Origin of the sequence: Rothia sp. HMSC061C12 (assembly GCF_001815755.1) — a bacterium.
In the GTDB taxonomy this organism is placed as follows: Bacteria; Actinomycetota; Actinomycetes; order Actinomycetales; family Micrococcaceae; genus Rothia; species Rothia mucilaginosa.
Genome location: NZ_KV821880.1, coordinates 43024 through 59442 on the forward strand (window position 1 = coordinate 43024; position 16419 = coordinate 59442).

Annotated in this window: 16 protein-coding genes; 1 reads left to right on the forward strand and 15 read right to left on the reverse strand. The window is 58.3% G+C overall.

Annotated elements, in window-relative coordinates:
* Positions 1–70 precede the first annotated feature (70 nt).
* Both HMPREF3055_RS08495 and HMPREF3055_RS09155 read right to left on the reverse strand, forming a co-directional pair.
* Positions 71–889: an alpha/beta hydrolase gene (locus HMPREF3055_RS08495; RefSeq protein ID WP_049340650.1), complete on the reverse strand. Its 819-nt coding sequence runs from the start codon at positions 887–889 to the stop codon at positions 71–73.
* Positions 890–973: 84 nt separating this feature from the next.
* The gene (locus tag HMPREF3055_RS09155; protein WP_080562540.1) at positions 974–1300 is read right to left on the reverse strand and encodes an ATP/GTP-binding protein; all 327 of its coding nucleotides are present in this window, start codon (positions 1298–1300) and stop codon (positions 974–976) included.
* A gap of 227 nt (positions 1301–1527) precedes the next feature.
* Here HMPREF3055_RS09155 and nucS point away from each other — a divergent pair, with 227 nt between their 5' ends.
* Positions 1528–2241, forward strand: a complete 714-nt coding sequence (nucS, locus tag HMPREF3055_RS08500; RefSeq protein ID WP_005506450.1) for an endonuclease NucS — start codon at positions 1528–1530, stop codon at positions 2239–2241.
* A 261-nt stretch (positions 2242–2502) separates the two neighbouring features.
* On the opposite strand, the gene HMPREF3055_RS08505 is transcribed toward nucS, so the two are convergent.
* From HMPREF3055_RS08505 to HMPREF3055_RS08565, 13 genes are all read right to left on the reverse strand, one after another.
* Positions 2503–2760: a F0F1 ATP synthase subunit delta/epsilon gene (locus HMPREF3055_RS08505; protein ID WP_049340652.1), complete on the reverse strand. Its 258-nt coding sequence runs from the start codon at positions 2758–2760 to the stop codon at positions 2503–2505.
* A 2-nt stretch (positions 2761–2762) separates the two neighbouring features.
* Positions 2763–4226, reverse strand: coding sequence for a F0F1 ATP synthase subunit beta (gene atpD / locus HMPREF3055_RS08510; protein WP_005507810.1), 1464 nt, complete (start codon positions 4224–4226; stop codon positions 2763–2765).
* A 56-nt stretch (positions 4227–4282) separates the two neighbouring features.
* The gene (locus tag HMPREF3055_RS08515) at positions 4283–5224 is read right to left on the reverse strand and encodes a F0F1 ATP synthase subunit gamma (RefSeq protein ID WP_049340654.1); all 942 of its coding nucleotides are present in this window, start codon (positions 5222–5224) and stop codon (positions 4283–4285) included.
* A 75-nt stretch (positions 5225–5299) separates the two neighbouring features.
* Positions 5300–6925, reverse strand: coding sequence for a F0F1 ATP synthase subunit alpha (gene atpA, locus HMPREF3055_RS08520; protein ID WP_070738842.1), 1626 nt, complete (start codon positions 6923–6925; stop codon positions 5300–5302).
* Positions 6926–7112: 187 nt separating this feature from the next.
* Positions 7113–7925: a F0F1 ATP synthase subunit delta gene (locus HMPREF3055_RS08525; protein WP_049354850.1), complete on the reverse strand. Its 813-nt coding sequence runs from the start codon at positions 7923–7925 to the stop codon at positions 7113–7115.
* Positions 7925–8482 (reverse strand): F0F1 ATP synthase subunit B, encoded by a 558-nt coding sequence (locus HMPREF3055_RS08530; protein WP_049326923.1) that lies wholly within the window; start codon positions 8480–8482, stop codon positions 7925–7927. Before HMPREF3055_RS08530 ends, HMPREF3055_RS08525 begins: the two co-directional genes overlap by 1 nt.
* A gap of 51 nt (positions 8483–8533) precedes the next feature.
* Complete coding sequence (atpE, locus tag HMPREF3055_RS08535) at positions 8534–8737, reverse strand: ATP synthase F0 subunit C (protein WP_005506461.1); 204 nt, start codon at positions 8735–8737, stop codon at positions 8534–8536.
* 143 nt (positions 8738–8880) lie between these two features.
* The gene (atpB, locus tag HMPREF3055_RS08540) at positions 8881–9672 is read right to left on the reverse strand and encodes a F0F1 ATP synthase subunit A (RefSeq protein ID WP_049347485.1); all 792 of its coding nucleotides are present in this window, start codon (positions 9670–9672) and stop codon (positions 8881–8883) included.
* 112 nt (positions 9673–9784) lie between these two features.
* Positions 9785–10045: a hypothetical protein gene (locus HMPREF3055_RS08545; RefSeq protein ID WP_049347487.1), complete on the reverse strand. Its 261-nt coding sequence runs from the start codon at positions 10043–10045 to the stop codon at positions 9785–9787.
* 28 nt (positions 10046–10073) lie between these two features.
* Positions 10074–10640 (reverse strand): hypothetical protein, encoded by a 567-nt coding sequence (locus tag HMPREF3055_RS08550; RefSeq protein ID WP_052265079.1) that lies wholly within the window; start codon positions 10638–10640, stop codon positions 10074–10076.
* Positions 10640–11929, reverse strand: coding sequence for an MraY family glycosyltransferase (locus HMPREF3055_RS08555; RefSeq protein WP_049358658.1), 1290 nt, complete (start codon positions 11927–11929; stop codon positions 10640–10642). Before HMPREF3055_RS08555 ends, HMPREF3055_RS08550 begins: the two co-directional genes overlap by 1 nt.
* 256 nt (positions 11930–12185) lie before the next feature.
* Positions 12186–14144 carry a polysaccharide biosynthesis protein gene (locus HMPREF3055_RS08560; protein ID WP_070738843.1) on the reverse strand — a complete coding sequence of 653 codons (1959 nt, stop codon included), beginning with the start codon at positions 14142–14144 and terminating at the stop codon, positions 12186–12188.
* Positions 14144–16111: a glycosyltransferase family 2 protein gene (locus tag HMPREF3055_RS08565; protein ID WP_070738844.1), complete on the reverse strand. Its 1968-nt coding sequence runs from the start codon at positions 16109–16111 to the stop codon at positions 14144–14146. Before HMPREF3055_RS08565 ends, HMPREF3055_RS08560 begins: the two co-directional genes overlap by 1 nt.
* Positions 16112–16419 lie beyond the last annotated feature (308 nt).

Here is a 16419-nt window from a genome sequence, read left to right on the forward strand (position 1 = left end):
TGTTCTATCCAAAGCCGCCGCCTTGATATTTTTATGCAGTGTTTTTACGCTGTGTTTTTATGCCAAACCTTTAGAGCTCAGTAATTTCTTCTGCCACCGGGCCGTTGTACTCGGTGGGCAGTTCAGTGGGCACACCGGTTACGATGCTGACAATAGTGTTCAGGACCTGCTGCACGGACTTCTCGCCCACCCACAGGTGCTTGCAACCCTCGAAGGGAATTACCCGAGTACGCGGTACAGCCGCGAAACGCTCACGCGCTGCCGGAGGCTGCAGGTAGTCGTCATGCTCGGGCACCAGCGCGTACAGCGGGTTCGAGATCTTGTTCCACTCGTCCAGCTCAGCCGGGTGCACGCGGTGCAACGGCGGGGAGAGCAGAATGGCGCCGGTGAACTCGTTCGCGTATTCGGGCGCGTACTTGAGCACCAGCTCGGTGCCGAAGGACCAGCCGACCAGCCAGGGGTTCGGCAGGGCACGCTCGCGTACAAACTTCAGGATTGCGTCAAAGTCCTTCTTCTCGGCAAAGCCGCCGTCAAAGACACCTTCGCTGGTGCCGCGAATCGAGGAGGTGCCGCGAGTGTTGAAACGCAGCACCGCGATGTTCGACAGCGCCGGCAGGCGGAAGGAAGCCTTCTTGTACACGTGCGAGTCCATGTAGCCGCCGTGGGTGGGCAGCGGGTGGAAGGTCACCAGGGTTGCCTTGACTTCGCCTTCGGGCAGGGCGAGTTCACCGACGAGGCGCTTGCCGTCCGCGGTGGTGACGGTGAAGTTCTCGCGGCGTGCCGGAAGCACAGTACGTGCCTTAATGGGGGTGGGCTCAGCGGCGGTGCTGAAGACGTAGCGGGCGGGATCGAATTCCTGCTCGCGGGTGATATCGGCGGTGTTGCTCATTGCGTTCCTTCAAGAAATGGATTCGAGAATGTGGTTTTGGTCAAGAATGTAGTCTTAGGCTGCACCTCAAGTGCAGTGTTCAGCCTATTTGCGGCGGGTGCGCCAGCAATGCTGATGCCAGTGCCTGCGCTCGTCAATGGCGCGGCTACGGCCCATCGTGTGGCTTTCTTGCCACACCACCAGGTGCGCTGTTCTGGGCGGAATCGGGCGGTAGCATTCGGGGCAGGTGTAGGTTTTTTGGGCGTTGACGGCGGGAATGTATTGCACCAGCCAGTCACCGTATCGGTCACGTTCCAATCGGGGCGCAGGGTCGAGGATCCTGCTGATATCACGCCCTGCGGGTGCTTGACGGTGCCACTTATCGCTGGTGGTGCCGGATGCTCGCCTGCCGGGATGATTCTTACGTGCCATGAGCCCTATTCTACCGCGCCGCTCAGCTATCTCTACCTATCGGTCCTGCCGCTGTTCGCTCTACGCTCTTCCACATACTGGCGTGGTACTCATGTTGAGGCGGTACTCCCCCGCTCTGTGCCGTACTTCCCTGCTGTGCCCCGTCCGCGACCTGTACCAAGCTCAGGTTCCCTATCTCATACCCTCACCTGCTAGAGCCAAACACTCGTACCTGCTAGAGTGGACGGATGCGTATTGTCATTGCTGAATGCTCCGTAGATTATGAGGGCCGCCTCCGCGCCCACCTGCCCCGCGCTACCCGCCTGCTGATGGTCAAGAATGACGGCTCCGTCCTCATTCACTCCGACGGCGGTTCCTACAAGCCTCTGAACTGGATGAGCCCTCCCTGCTCCCTGCTGGTGGCTGAGCGTGAGGACGTTCCGCAGAGCATCCGTGAGGACCTAGAGTCCGATGTTCAGCAGCTGTGGACCGTTCAGGCAGCTAAGAGCGATGACCGCCTCATGATTCGCATCTACAAGATTGAGCACGAGCACGCCACCGACCTGGGTGTTGATCCCGGCCTCATCAAGGACGGTGTGGAGGCTGATCTGCAGCGTCTGCTCGCAGAGCAGATCCACACTCTCGGTGAGGGCTATTCGCTGGTGCGCCGCGAGTACCCGACCGCTATCGGTCCGGTAGACATCATGGCGAAGGATGCGCACGGCGTCTCCGTGGCGGTTGAGCTCAAGCGTGTGGGCGATATTGACGGTGTGGAGCAGCTGACCCGTTACCTGGAGTTGCTCAACCGTGACCCGCTGCTGGCACCGGTGCGCGGCGTATTTGCGGCACAGACGATTAAGCCGCAGGCACGTACCCTGGCTGAGGACCGCGGTATCCGCTGCGTGAGCCTGGACTACGATGCGATGCGCGGCGTGGACGACTCCGCTGACCGTCTGTTCTAGCTGACCGTCTGTTCTAAACGGCTCTAGGCTAAGCAGCTGCACATAGCTTGAGGGGCGCCTCCCGACCATGGGAGGCGCCCCTTTTCAGCCCATCATCTTTCTGCCCGCGCTCTTTCGGCGCACGCGTTCTTTCTGTGCACACTCTCGTTCTGCGTAAACAATCTACCCCCGGATACACCAATCGCCGGTGCCCCTCCCCTTTCAGGGTGGAACACCGGCGAGGTGTACACAGTGGCTAATTCCCGCTGAGGGGAACCAGCTTTAGATCTGTGCGTGCTTTGCAACGATGGTCACGTGATCGTTCGAGACGGTCAAGAAACCTGCGTTGAGGATGGTCTTAATGGGCTCACCATCAACGGGTTCAATGAGCAGCTCGCCGTCCTGTGCCAGCAGCGTGCAGGTGGGGATCATGCCCGGCAGGATGCCGAGGTCACCGCTGACGGAGCGTGCACGAACGTACTTCGCTTCGCCAGTCCACACGACGCGTTCGCGGGAAACAACTTCAACTTTCAGAGCCATGATTACTTAGCTCCAGTCTGTGCCTTGATTTCCTCGTAGCGGCGCATAACGTCGTCCATACCACCAATGTTGTAGAACGCCTGCTCGGGGATGTGGTCGACATCGCCGTTGCAGATCATCTGGAAGGACTCGATGGTGTCCTTCAGCGGAACGGTCGAACCCTCGACACCGGTGAACTGCTTTGCAGTGTAGGTGTTCTGGGAGAGGAACTGCTCGATACGACGTGCACGTGCCACGACGATCTTCTGCTCCTCGGAGAGCTCGTCCACACCCAGAATCGCGATGATGTCCTGCAGTTCCTTGTTTTCCTGCAGAATAGCCTTCACACGAATTGCGGTGTCGTAGTGCTCCTGACCGATGTACTGTGCGTCCAGAATTCGGGAGGTGGAGGACAGCGGGTCAATTGCCGGGTACAGACCGCGCGATGCGATTTCACGAGAGAGCTCGGTGGTCGCATCCAGGTGCGCGAAGGTGGTTGCCGGCGCCGGGTCGGTGTAGTCATCCGCAGGCACGTAAATTGCCTGCATGGAGGTGATGGAGTGACCGCGGGTGGAGGTAATACGCTCCTGCAGCAGACCCATTTCGTCCGCCAGGTTCGGCTGGTAACCCACTGCGGAGGGCATGCGGCCCAGCAGGGTGGAAACCTCAGAACCTGCCTGAGTGAAACGGAAGATGTTGTCGATGAACAGCAGCACGTCCTGGTTCTGAACATCGCGGAAGTACTCCGCCATGGTCAGACCGGTCAGTGCCACGCGCAGACGGGTTCCCGGGGGCTCATCCATCTGGCCGAACACAAGAGCGGTGTCCTTCAGAACGCCTGCTTCTTCCATTTCGACCCACAGGTCGTTACCCTCACGGGTACGCTCGCCAACACCGGTGAACACGGAGGTACCACCGAAGTTACGAGCCACACGGGTAATCATTTCCTGGATCAGCACGGTCTTACCCACGCCTGCACCACCGAACAGACCAATCTTACCGCCCTTGATGTAGGGGGTCAGAAGGTCGATGGACTTAATACCAGTCTCCAGCATTTCGGTGGAGCCTTCCAGCTCTGCGAAGCCGGGAGCGGCACGGTGGATCGGCCAGTAGGTGTCAGCCTTGATCTCGGAGTTCGGCACGTCGAGTGCGTCACCGAGAACGTTGAAGATGTGGCCCTTCACGCCGTCACCAACGGGGACGGAGATCGGTGCGCCGGTGTCGACTACAGCCTGACCGCGGACCAGGCCGTCAGTCTGCTGCAGGGAGATAGCGCGAACGATCGAGTCGCCCAGGTGCTGTGCGGTCTCGAAGGTGATGGTGCGGGTGCGACCGTCGAGGGTCAGCTCGGTGGTCAGAGCGTTGTAAATCTCGGGGACCTGACCGGCGGGGAACTCGACGTCGACCACGGGGCCGATGACGCGGGCAATACGACCCGTTGCGCCCTGAGTCGGTGCGGAGACCGATTCGTTGTAGGTGGCAGTCATATTTCTCACTTACTTAGAAAGTTTGGACAGTTGATGGCTTCGTTGGCGTACAAGTACTAGGAGCCGAGGGCGTCTGCGCCGCCCACGATTTCGGAGAGCTCCTGAGTAATTTCCGCCTGACGTGCGTTGTTCATCAAACGGGTGTACTTGGTAATCAGCGTCTCAGCGTTGTCACCTGCGGTCTTCATCGCGCGCTGGCGGGATGCCAGCTCACTTGCTGCTGCCTGCAGGAGGCAGGAGAAGATACGCGATGCAATGTAGCGCGGCAACAGCGCGTTGAGCACTTCCTCGGCGGAGGGCTCGAACTCGAAGGATGCCGCCTGCTCGTACTCAGCCTTGGTCAGTTCCTGGTCGGGAACGATTTCCTCGCCCATAGCCTTTGCGTCACCCACGTGGATGGGCAGCAGGCGCAGGATCTTGGGTTCCTGAACAACCATCGACTTGAACTCGGTGTATACGATGTGCAGTTCGTCCACGCCGCCCTCTTCGAAGGGCAGGTCGTAGGCTTCGAGCAGCGCGTCACGAATTTCGACGGCAGTTTCAACACGAGGTGCATCGGTGTGCCCCTCCCACGCACGGGCGTAGGGGCGCTCACGGAACTCGAAGTAAGCCTTTGCCTTACGGCCAACCAGGTACAGCTGTACCTCCTGGCCGTTAGAGCGCAGCCTCTCAATCAGAGATTCGGTACGACGCAGGATAGCGGAGGAGTACGAACCTGCCAGACCGCGGTCACTGGTAACAACCAGGATTGCGGAGCGACGGTGTTCGTAGGTTCCGAACTCGTGCGGCTTGTGAATCAGCGGGTGCTTAATACCGTGCTGAGTCGCAACCGCAGTCACCACGCGGGTCAGAGCGTTCGCGTAAGGGCCGGCTGCCTGAGCAGCGTTACGAGCCTTGTTAATGCGGGAGGTCGCGATCATCTCCATCGCCTTGAAGATCTTCTTCATAGACGACGTCGAAGCAATCTTCTGTCGGTAAACCCTAATCTGGGCTCCCATAGAGCTTCCTTTCTCCTTGCTTTCTGCCCCGCCCCAGCCTCATAGCTGAGGCGGGGAGAAGGCGAGGACTAATCGCTAACCGATGGTTTCCTGAGTGATGTCGCTATCGCGAGCTGCCTTGTGCTCCTCGTGACCTGCGTCGACGAGGTGGCTGCTGCCCTCAGACTTGAAACCCTGCTTGAAGTCAGTAACTGCGGACTTCAGAGCTGCAACGGTGTCATCCTCAAGCTTGCCGGAGGAAGCGATATCGGTCAGTACCGAGGTCTTGTGACGCAGGTACTCGATGAAGCCTTCCTCGAAGCGCAGCACGTCGGAAACCTCAATGTCGTCGAGGTGACCGGAGGTACCAGCCCAAATGGAGACAACCTGCTCTTCAACTGCGTACGGGGTGTACTGCGGCTGACGCAGCAGCTCGGTCAGGCGAGAACCGCGGGTCAGCTGTGCCTTGGTAGCGTCGTCCAGGTCGGATGCGAACATTGCGAACGCTTCCATTGCACGGTACTGTGCCAGCTCCAGCTTCAGGGTACCGGAGACCTTCTTCATAGCCTTGGTCTGTGCGGCACCACCAACACGGGAGACGGAGATACCGACGTCGACTGCCGGACGCTGGTTAGCGTTGAACAGGTCGGACTGCAGGAAGATCTGGCCGTCAGTAATGGAGATGACGTTGGTCGGAATGAAGGCGGAAACGTCGTTTGCCTTGGTCTCAATGATCGGGAAGCCGGTCATCGAGCCTGCGCCCAGGTCGTCAGAGAGCTTAGCGCAACGCTCCAGCAGGCGGGAGTGCAGGTAGAAGACGTCACCGGGGTATGCTTCACGTCCCGGCGGGCGGCGCAGCAGCAGGGACACAGCGCGGTATGCTTCTGCCTGCTTCGACAGGTCGTCGAAGATGATGAGGACGTGCTTGCCACCGTACATCCAGTGCTGGCCGATAGCCGAACCGGTGTAGGGTGCCAGGTACTTGAAGCCTGCTGCGTCGGATGCGGGAGATGCCACGATGGTGGTGTACTCCAGCGCGCCGCGAGTCTCAAGGGTGTGGCGGACAGCTGCAATGGTGGATGCCTTCTGGCCAACAGCCACGTAGATGCATCGAACCTGCTTGTTGGGGTCACCCGAAGCCCAGTTGTCCTTCTGGTTCAGAATGGTGTCGATCGCGATAGCGGTCTTACCGGTCTGGCGGTCACCAATGATCAGCTGACGCTGACCGCGACCGATCGGAATCATCGAGTCGATTGCCTTCAGACCGGTCTGCAACGGCTCGTGAACCGACTTACGCTGGGTCACGCCGGGAGCCTGCAGCTCCAGTGCACGGCGACCTTCGGACTCAATGGGGCCCAGGTCATCGATCGGGTTACCGAGGGGGTCAACAACGCGACCGAGGTACGCGTCGCCAACGGGCACCGAGAGGACCTCACCGGTGCGGTGTACGACCTGGCCCTCTTCAATACCGGTGAAGTCACCCAGGACAATCACACCAATATTGCGGGTATCCAGGTTCTGTGCGAGGCCGAGGGTGCCGTCTTCGAAACGAAGCAGCTCATTCGCCATAACCGAGGGAAGGCCCTCGACACGAGCGATACCGTCGGAGGCCGATACAACTCGACCCACCTCAACACGTTCTGCATTGCCGGGTTCGTAAGACGCTGCAAACTCGTTCAGCGCATTACGGACATCTTCGGCATTGATGGTCAGTTCGGCCATCTTGTGTCCCTGCTCTCTCATTGTGGTTGCGTTCCGTCAACGGAACCAACCGAAACTTGCAATTCGGGTTGAACGGGCGGGCAATGCCGCCGCTTCTGCGAAGGAGGCATCAGCCACGCACCCGCTACCCGAGGTATCTTCTAAATCACCGTTGCGACGAACGGTTCAGCGTCGCTAGCTTGAGCCGCTAGCCGATGGAACGAGTCAGGTCGGACATGCGGGTCTCGACGGTACCGTCGATCACCTCGTCGCCCACCTGAACACGCAGACCGCCCAGAACGGCGGGGTCCACCGAAACGTCGAGCTTCAGCTCACGGCCGTACACGGCGTTGAGCGCGCGACCGAGACGTTCAAGCTGTGCCTGCGACAGCGCAATCGCGCTAGTTACTCGCGCAATGTAACGGTTCTGTCGCGTGACGATGATTTCTGCGAACTCATCGGCTACCCGTGCAGCGTGACGGCCGCGGGGGTTGGAGCCAACTCGTTCGAGCAGAAGCACACCTTCGGCGGTGGTGGCGGGGCCACCGAGCGCCACGGCGAGCTTCTTCTTTGCTTCTTTGCTTGCCTGATGGTCGGACAGCGCTTCCTGCGCCTGAGCGTTGGAATCAACGGTACGCACAAAGGTGAGTAGTTCGTTGAGCACCTCGTCCAGGGCATCCACGCCACCGCGAGACTGAGCCGATGCGGTCACGGCGAGCACTGCTGCACGTTCCAGGGCGTTCGCCAGATCAGCATCATCAGACCAGCGCTGAGCCACCGCATTGGTGAGCACAGCCATAGCCTGCGAAGAGATCTTGCCGCCGAAGACGGTGTTAGCGATACCCTGACGTGCTGCTGCATCACGCGAAGAATCGGTGACAGCACGGCGCAGGGTGCCGTTGTGGTCGAGAACATCAACCACAGCGAAAAGCTCGCTCGCCAGGTTCAGGGGCTGCAGGGAAGCGTGAGCTTCCAGCACCTCTTCCACCTTGCTCAGTGATTCAGTAGATACTCCTGCCATTACCGAGCCGCACCTGCGTTCTGCTTCTCGGTTTCAAGGTCAGCAAGAAAACGATCTACCACACGGGCCGATCGCTCATCATCGTTGAGGGCTTCGCCCACAATCTTGCCGGCAAGGGTCGTAGCAAGAGTGCCAACCTCGGAACGGAGGGACACTGCTGCTGCCGCACGCTCTGCCTCGATAGCCTTTGCTGCATTATCGCTAATGCGCTGAGCCTCAGCGGTTGCACGCTCGCGAGCATCGGCAATGATTGCCTCGCCCTCTGCGCGTGCCTCTTCACGAATCTTCTGAGCCTCCAGTCGAGCGCTTTCGAGCTGCTGGGTGTACTCATCGCGAGCCGCTGCAGCCTCTGCCTGTGCCTTCTCGGCCTTGGCAAGGCCACCTTCGATTGCTTCCTTACGGTCCTGGTAGATCTTCTCGAACGCCGGGACAACGTACTTAGCAACGATGTAGTAGAGGATCAGGAATCCGATGAGGGTAATGACAATTTCCCCGACGTCGGGAATCAGGGGGTTCGAAGTTGCCTCCGCTCCCCCTTCGCTTGCCAGATAAATCATGGAGGGAATCCTGTTCTATGGGATGGGTCGTTTAGGATGTGGCAGAGCCGGTTACTTGATGAAGACGAGAACCAGGCCCAGAATTGCCAGCGCCTCGACCAGTGCGAAGCCCAGGAACAGCATGGGCTGCAGGGTCTTCTGGGACTCGGGCTGACGAGCAACGCTGGTCATGTATGCCGCGAAGATCAGACCCACGCCGATGCCGCCGCCAATAGCTGCCAGACCGTAGCCAACCGCAGTGATGGAACCAACCATTATTTTTCCTTTCAACAGTGTTCGACCGGGAACATACCCGGACCGAACAGAGTTTGATTTGAGTTAATAGCCCGCACAGTGAACGTGTGGGTTGCTTTATTCACGCCCAATGACGAACGCGAAAACCTAAAAAACTAGAGAGTTTAGTGTCCCTCGGAAACCGAGCCCTGCAGGTACACAGCCAGCAGCAGAGCGAACACATAAGCCTGGATGCACTGAATCATGAATTCCAGGAAGTACAGGAACAGGCCCAGAGCACCGGGAGCAATAGCAGCCAGGTAGCCGATACCACCCAGGGTCTCAACCATGTAGGTCACCATGCTGGATGCAACCATCAGCGCCAGGTGACCACCGAACATGGTCGCGAAGAGACGTAGCGCGTGAGTTGCGGGACGAATCAGCAGGTTCGAGAAGAACTCGATCGGGATCAGGATGGGGTAAATCCACACCGGCAGACCCGAGGGCATGGTGATGTCCTTGAAGAAGCCGCCCAGGCCCTTGCGCTTGATACCAACGCCAACCCAGGTCAGGTACGCTACGCCAGCCAGCGCGTAGGCGCTACCGGGGTGCGAGAAGGTGGGCAACTGAACAAACGGAATCGAACCGTAGAGGTTGTTCACCAGAACGAAGAAGAAGGAGGCGAACAGAATCGGCACGAACGGCTTGTAGTGCTGTACGCCCAGGGTTTCCTTACCGAGGGAGTTACGAGCAAACATGTAGCCGGACTCAGCGATGAACTGAGTCTTGCCGGGAACCATGGCGCGCTTACGTGCTGCGGTGAGGAAGAAGACCGCGATAATCACCACGGACAGCAGAATCAGTACGTTCTGCTTACCGAAAGCGAAATCACCAATGGTGAAGAAGGGTGGCAGATGCATGTCTTCGGGGGTCGGCGGCACATAGGCTTCCGCGAGGATCAACCCGTTCTCGATCAAAGCAAGTCCTTTCTTGCTACTAGTGGCTATCAAGAGCCCATGTCTGCCTATAAACGACTGACATGCTAACTACATGGATGAATGTGTGACCTGGCGGTCCGCGTTCAATGACCTAACGGTCTTTATTCTGCCTGGTCATGTGGGTAAAGACGAGGGTCAAACCTCCAATAGCGCCAATCAAGACGCCAACCCACACCAGCCAGGTGGTGGAGAAGACCAGGTCACCGAGGTAACCGATGCCTCCCCACACTGCTACACCGATGATCAGATAGAGAATCGACATGACTGCACCGGAGAGACCTCCGTCAGATACCAATTCTCCGGTGGTGCGGAGCTTTTTATCTCCGTCCCACCACTTCTTCTCTTCGGCCAAACGTTTTTCCTTTCAAACACCGATCGTGTTACCGACCATGGTCTTCCGAGTCGGTGTCGAAGTACAAAATTCTCAGTCGTGCGATGCTAACTGTTTCAATAACAATCCACAGAATCACGCCGGTACATGCGCCTGCGAGAGTCCAACCGTGCCTCAGATTCTCGGGGAACGGCACAAACATCAATACCAGACCGAGCAGAGCAATCTTCACGAGGTAGCTCACCACCAGCGATTTGGGTACACCCCAGTCGAAAATGGGAGCAACCAACATAACCAATACGCCCAGAGTGAAGCATATATAGATTATCAGAAAGCCCAATGTTATTCCTAGCGCGCCCACGGGGCCCGCAAACAGGTACGCACTCATCATACCGCCCAACCAAGCCAGCAGAGAGTAAGCCGATACCCTGTAGAACAAAAATTTCCAGGAAAGCTCTTGACTCTCGAAAGAAGAGGCCTTCAAACCTGCTTGAGCACGCTCTCGGCGGTGTTTCTGCTGCTTCTTGCGCTCCGCCGGCGGATACCACAGAACGTCCACCACGCGCCTCCAGAGAGGCTCTGCAGGAGCCTGAGATTTAGGCTGCTCAGAAGCCATTAGTGTTTCTCCCCACGGTTGCGATGAGAAGAAGGCTGAACAGAGGAGCGAGCAGCAGAAGAGCTATCTGCACGGTCTTTCACGGAATCCGGCATGATCGGCTCCGGATGCAGCGAGGTCGGCTCTACGTTCTCAGGAGTCGCCGGAACGCCAGTCGCCGAGGTCAAAGAGCCGGTAGCAGGCTCTGCAGTTGCCGACTTCGCCTTCGGCGCCGAACCCTTCGAATCCGCCGCAAAGCGCTTCGACAGGTCAATCGCAGAAGTAGGTGCCTCACCGCCAAAGAGCTGCGGCATACGCAGGTACACCACCAGCACGGCAAGAGCCACAAGAACCACACCAACAGCCGCCAGCACGGCGCCCGAAGCAAACAAATCAGAGGCAAACGCCAGCAGCACCCACACCAGAATGGTCGTACCGGTCACCACGGCGGTCGAACCAAGGTGGCTGAAACCAACATCCGTCAGACGCTGATAAGTGTGAGTACGGTGCGGCTTGTACCACTGCTCCCCCGCCATAAAACGACGGAACAGAGTCGTACCCGCGTCCGCCAGATACGTCATCAGCGGAGCAAAAGCCAACAGGAACGGAACATCCGCAAACCACGCGCCCACAGCCAACGTGCCCAGCGCCGCGCCCAAAACATAAGAACCCGCATCGCCCAAAAACACGTTCTTACCAGGGCGCACATTCCACGGCAGGAACGCCGCAAAAGCACCGGCAACAGCCACACCAGCCAAAGCCAGCCACGGAAGGTTCACCATCCAACCGGTCAGCGCATACGCCAAACCAGCCACCAGACCGTGAGCACCAGAAATACCGTTAATGCCGTCCATAAAATTCGCCACGTTAATGTAGCCGGCAACAAAAATCGCGCCCAGAATCAGCAGCAGAATGTTCGTGCCCTGCACCGTCGCAAAGCTCACGCTCACCAGTACGCCAATCACCAGCTGCAGGCCCGCACGACGCACAATGCTCACGCCGCGAATATCCTCAAGCCAGCCCAGGGCAAGAGCACACAGAATCGCCGCGGCAATCGTCACCGCCAGCTGCAAAGACTCAGCAGAACGGTACGTCCAGCCGAACAGGGTAGCCGCCACAAACGCCACAAAGGTCGCAGCCGCAGTCGCCAAACCCATACCGCGGTAGGTCGGAGCAGTATGCGAAGAACGCTCATTAGGAACATCCACCATGTTGTAGCGGTGCAAAATCGGGCGCACCGCAAACGGCAAAAGGGCACCCAAAACAAAAGCAAGAGCAAAAATGCTCAACAGCTCAGAAAAGGAGGTCATACCAGCTCCAAGGCATTGGCGCCGCTCCCCTGGACGCAAGCTCCAGAATTGCAGCTAAGGGACGATGTGTGCGTAGTGTGTGTGTGTTTACTTCGTATTCTATAGAACTCTTCAGTAGCCCGGGACTAAACATTACAGATTCTCTCCATACGTTCTGCATATTCTGCGTCCTGAAATGTTCTACACCCGAGAAAGAGAAAACACCGGATACCGCACCCGCCACGCAAGTGCAGCATCCGATGTCATTCCCTAAAGATTAGAACGTCTGCGCATCCGCCAAAGTACGCGGATCAGGGGCACGCTCCAGGCCATGACGCTCATAGCCACTGTGCTCCCGATAGTTCTGAATCCACAGCTCATAATCGAGCTCATCAGGGTCAAGCGCCGGAGCACTCGACCGGGAAATATACCGGTTCTCCTCACTAGGTACCAGCTTCTCGGTACCGCCGAAGAGAGCCTCATCCAGCTTCTCACCCTTGCGAAGACCAATCTCCTTGATCTCCACGTCATACCGCTCATACGCCTGGCGCATCGCCTTCGCAACGTCCAGGATCTTGACCGGCTGACCCATATCCAGCACCATGACCTCACCCGGGCGACCAATCGCACCGGCAAGCATCACCAGCAAGCAGGCATCGGTAATCAGCATGAAGTAACGGGTCGCGCGCTTATCCGTCAGGGTAATCGGACCACCCGAGAGGATCTGCTTCGTAAAGAGCGGCTTAATCGAACCGCGCGAACCAAACACGTTGCCAAAACGAACCGACACGTAGGTGTTGCCGGTCTTCTCACCAAAGTACGCAGTCAGACGCTCCGCCACACGCTTGGACTGACCCAGCGCAGTCTTCGGATCCGCAGCCTTATCGGTCGACACGTTCACGAAGGTCTTCACGCCCACCGCCTCCGCGGCACGCAGCACGTTCAAAGTGCCCAGGGAGTTCGTCTTCCACGCCTCCTGCGGGTACGCCTCCAGCGCCGACACATGCTTCAACGCCGCAGCGTGGAACACCACCTCGGGGCGACGCTCACGGAAAATCTCCAGCAGGTTATCGCCCTCACGAATATCAGCCAGAATGATGCGGTCATCGTCCAGGCTCGACTCGTGAGTAATCGAAACCTTCGTTTCCATCAGCAGAGTCTCATCATGATCAAGCATCATGAGGGTCTCCGGCTCAAACTCGCTAATCTGACGGCACAGCTCAGAACCAATCGAACCGCCCGCACCCGTAACCAGTACACGCTTACCGTGCAGGTACGAACGCAGAATATCGCGGTCAATATCGTAGTTAATCTCGCCACGAATCACGCGCATCAGGTCGTTATCGCTCGCGGTAATCAGACGCTCGCCCATCAGTCGAGCATTCGCGCTACTGATACGCTGAACCTCAACCTTAAGCTTACGCATGCGGTTGCAGAAGGACTCGAAGTAATCCTCCGGCATATCCGAAATCGTCACCAGAATCTTACGGGTACCCGACTCACGAATCACCTGCTCCAGCTCGCGGTAAGTCGTAATCACCGAAATGCCGTGGAACTTCGTACCAGCCTTCAGCTGGTCATCATCGAAGACCGCAACCGGGCGAAGCTTCGCATCCTCATCGTGCAGCATCGAATCCATGACCATGCCGCCGATAAAGCCAGCACCGTACACAATCACCGGCTCACCGGTCAACTCACGCACAGCACCGCGCTCAGTGTAGACGCGCTTCGCCATGCGGGCGCCCGCCATCATAATCAGGCTAAATGCCGCCGCAATCGCAGGCACACTATGCGGAATATGCGGCAGACCCAACAGCTCATCCACAAAGGAGAAAGCAGTCAACGCCGCACCCGCGCTCAAAGCAGCCGCGCCGGCACGCCACGACTCGTCAAACGAACCGTACGAATACACGCCGTTATAAATCTTCACGCCCGCCAGACCAATGACCAGGTGCAGAACCACAGCCAACGTAGCGGTCATCGTCAACGACGCCGGGTGAATAATATCGAACACCGAACCGTTACTGAGCAGCACACTATAGCGGAGCATGTACGCAAACAAAACCGCCAGAACCCAGGCACTCGAATCAATCAGCGCCTGCGCAATCAGCCACCACGGCTTACGCTCATACAGGCGGTTCACCAGCATCGTGCCAGAGTCACCCTCCGTCACCATCGTGCCGCGCTGAGCTGCCTTCTGCATCACCACATGAGCGTGAGGTTTCAACTGAGCCACTACATGCCTCCTTCAGATGCGGTACCAGAAGAACGAGAAGAAGCACGAGCCGTCAAAGACGACAACGCACGAAACGCCGAACGGCGCGCCTGCTCAGGAACAAAACGGTACACACTCCGCACCGCCATATTCTGAGCCCACTGAAGCTTAGAAATACCGTGACCGGTGTACAGTCGACGCTGAATCGCCACATCCTGCAACCAGGCGTCCACTCCCCCGCGCTTCGTGTACGCGCCCGCACCCACGCGGTAACGCACCAGAGCCTCAGGGATATTACCCAGACGATAGCCGGCATCGCGCAGACGCATCCACAGCCACCAATCCTCAGCGCCGGGCACGAACTCGTAACCGCCCAGCTGCTGCACGGCACTCTTCACGAACGCCACGGACGGGTGATAAATCGGGTTACGCGAATCCATCGCGCTGAGCAGACGCGCAGAATCAACAATCGCCTCGCGGGTCGACTCCACCGAAGTATTGCTCTCATTCACCTCAAGCATGGCAGAGCCCAGCACCGTGTAGCCGCCCTGCACCAGGGCAGGAATCAGACGCGCAAAACGAGTCGGCTCAGACAGATCATCAGAATCAGCACGAGCAACCAGCTCATACAAACACGCCTGCAGACCGGCGTTCAGCGCCTCCGCCAAACCAACATTCTGAGCCAGATCCACCACCTGAATCGGCGGGCAATCCAGATTCTCGGCGCGTTGAACCCAGCGGTCCACCACGGCATCCAGCTCGGGGGTCAGCGGACCATCCTTCACCAAAACCAGCTCGGAAGGACGCACCGTCTGGTTCAGCAGATTCGACTCCAACGCCTGATCCAGATAGGAGGGGTTCTCCTTCGCGTACACGCTCATCAGCACCGAAAAATCGGGTACGGAGCTCACGCAACCGCGCGCCTTCTCAGAATCAGCGGGGCTTTCAGCGGATGCCGGCACGCCGTAGCGGCCGGGGAAAGTCAGCGGGTAAATGCCCTCAAGCACCTGAGCATTCGGGCGAGGCGCACGCAAACCATCACGCACACCATTGAGGAAATACCCCAGGTAGGTGCGGCGGTCATCAGTACGCAGAACAGTAGAAATCCACAGGCGCGCCGACGAGCCACCGTACAACAGCTTCTCCAGCGGGTTCAGGGTACGCGAACGGGTAAAGACCCACAGCTTATTGCGCACATCGTTATAGAAACGCGGGCCCGGGTCAGCGTTCGTCGTACCAAAAGTCTTCGTGTGGTGCTTAGCCACAGAAGAAGGCACCGCAATGCCGTCACGGTGATGAATCAGACGAGTCGAAAACTCGAAGTCATCATTCCAAATGAAGAACTCAGCAATCGGCAAACCACCATTACGGCGAATAGCCTGCGCGTCCATCAGAATCGACACGAACGAGGCGCTACGAATCGGACGGGCACCCACCGCGTGCGCACGATTATGACGCTGCTCCCCCGCCGCAAACATCGTGCGCGGAGTGTTCATCGGATGGTCCTCGCCGTTCGTCCACACCACACGAGAGGCCACCACCGCGGGGCGCTGCGAAGGCACCGGCGAATAGTTCAGCCAGGCGGCAACCGCCTCCGACAGGGTGTTCTCGGTCGGCTCGGTGTCATCATCCATAACCCACACCAGATCCGGGTTATGGCGTTCCAGGGCTCGGTCAATACCCACCGCGAAACCGCCAGCGCCTCCCATATTGCTCTCCAGGCGGATGCAATCCACCGGCAGCTCATAGTCCAGGGCGCGCAAATACTCGGCAGTACCGTCCGTGGAGGCGTTATCAACGATCACCACCGCCGCAGGCACACGCTCACCAGAAGCGATACCAGCGAGGGTCTTCGGCAGCAGGTCCTCACGGTTATAAGTCACCACCACGGCGACCGTGCGGGGATACTCGTTCAAAGAATCGCGAGAAGAAGACTGATCGGAAGAAGGCTGGGCAAAAGCGGTCACGTCGCTGTACTTTTCTGCCATAAGTTCTCCCTCCGTGGCGCGATGCGCCTGAATCAGCCGGTACGCGATATACCCATACCGAGCTGGGCGCTTATGGTGTTTCTCGCGCCCGCGGTATTCAACCGTGTGGATATATCACTCAAAGAAAATATTCTACCTGCGGTCTCCACTAGAGAGTGAACCATCACCTCAAAAGACGCACTTTATGACAAATAAACAACCGAATTCAGTTGATTTATCCGCATAGCGGACGCACCCGCACACCCAGTTTTGGGTATCCATCAAGCTACCAGCTTCACAGCCTGTGTTTGCGCTGTGCACCCCGTGCG

Coding starts and splice junctions, on each gene's coding strand:
- HMPREF3055_RS08515 (WP_049340654.1), bottom strand. CDS start 5,224: ATGGGAGCCCAGATTAGGGTTTACCGACAGAAGATTGCTTCGACGTCG.
- nucS (WP_005506450.1), top strand. CDS start 1,528: ATGCGTATTGTCATTGCTGAATGCTCCGTAGATTATGAGGGCCGCCTC.
- HMPREF3055_RS08505 (WP_049340652.1), bottom strand. CDS start 2,760: ATGGCTCTGAAAGTTGAAGTTGTTTCCCGCGAACGCGTCGTGTGGACT.
- atpA (WP_070738842.1), bottom strand. CDS start 6,925: ATGGCCGAACTGACCATCAATGCCGAAGATGTCCGTAATGCGCTGAAC.
- HMPREF3055_RS08495 (WP_049340650.1), bottom strand. CDS start 889: ATGAGCAACACCGCCGATATCACCCGCGAGCAGGAATTCGATCCCGCC.
- HMPREF3055_RS08525 (WP_049354850.1), bottom strand. CDS start 7,925: ATGGCAGGAGTATCTACTGAATCACTGAGCAAGGTGGAAGAGGTGCTG.
- HMPREF3055_RS08530 (WP_049326923.1), bottom strand. CDS start 8,482: ATGATTTATCTGGCAAGCGAAGGGGGAGCGGAGGCAACTTCGAACCCC.
- atpD (WP_005507810.1), bottom strand. CDS start 4,226: ATGACTGCCACCTACAACGAATCGGTCTCCGCACCGACTCAGGGCGCA.
- HMPREF3055_RS08565 (WP_070738844.1), bottom strand. CDS start 16,111: ATGGCAGAAAAGTACAGCGACGTGACCGCTTTTGCCCAGCCTTCTTCC.
- atpE (WP_005506461.1), bottom strand. CDS start 8,737: ATGGTTGGTTCCATCACTGCGGTTGGCTACGGTCTGGCAGCTATTGGC.
- HMPREF3055_RS09155 (WP_080562540.1), bottom strand. CDS start 1,300: ATGGCACGTAAGAATCATCCCGGCAGGCGAGCATCCGGCACCACCAGC.
- HMPREF3055_RS08550 (WP_052265079.1), bottom strand. CDS start 10,640: ATGGCTTCTGAGCAGCCTAAATCTCAGGCTCCTGCAGAGCCTCTCTGG.
- HMPREF3055_RS08555 (WP_049358658.1), bottom strand. CDS start 11,929: ATGACCTCCTTTTCTGAGCTGTTGAGCATTTTTGCTCTTGCTTTTGTT.